Here is a 631-nt window from a genome sequence, read left to right as displayed (position 1 = left end):
AGCCGGCTCGACGCCGGGAAGGAGAGGACATGACAGGCAACGACCTGCAAAATCAGCGTAATCTCGCGCGGCGCCATTTTCTCGGATTGGCGACGGCGGCGACTGCAAGAATCGCTATCGTAGCAGCCGCGATATCTTCATCTTCGGTCACCCACGCCCAGGCAAAGTCGTGGTGGAAAACGGGGGGCGACCACCCAGGCCAAGGCCATGGCCAGCCCGGGGGGAATGGACACTCCGGGGGCAGCGCAATGTGCTTTCTACGGGGCACGTCGATCACAACCCCGACAGGCGAGGTCTTCATTGAGGACCTTCACATCGGTGATCGCGTTGAAACAGTGGGCGGAAACGTTCGGGCGGTGAAATGGATCGGCCGCCAGTCCTACAAGCGAAGCGGCCTATCCTGGAACGACAGCGTCGTGCCGATCCGCATTTGGCGGCACGCGCTTGGCCACAACACACCTCATCAGGATCTCTATCTCTCTCCCGGCCATGCTCTTTTCATCGGTGGCGTGCTGATTAGGGTTAAGGACCTAGTCAACGGGACTTCGATTGCGCCTGCGCCTCACCGCGAGACGATCGAATACTATCAGATCGTCCTGGATAGCCATGACGTGATCCTCGCCGAGGGTGT

At 60.1% G+C, this 631-nt stretch carries 1 protein-coding gene; it reads left to right on the top strand.

What is annotated here, in order from left to right:
* Positions 1-248: 248 nt before the first annotated feature.
* Positions 249-631, top strand: a 383-nt coding sequence (locus tag ACP7E0_RS35050) for a Hint domain-containing protein (protein WP_426131980.1), incomplete at its 3' end; no start/stop codon positions are given.

It is taken from the genome of Pararhizobium sp. PWRC1-1 (assembly GCF_049897905.1).
Classification (GTDB): domain Bacteria; phylum Pseudomonadota; class Alphaproteobacteria; order Rhizobiales; family Rhizobiaceae; genus Pararhizobium.
The sequence above is the reverse complement of the archived record's forward strand: the minus strand, read 5'-3'. Positions and strand labels throughout refer to the sequence as shown.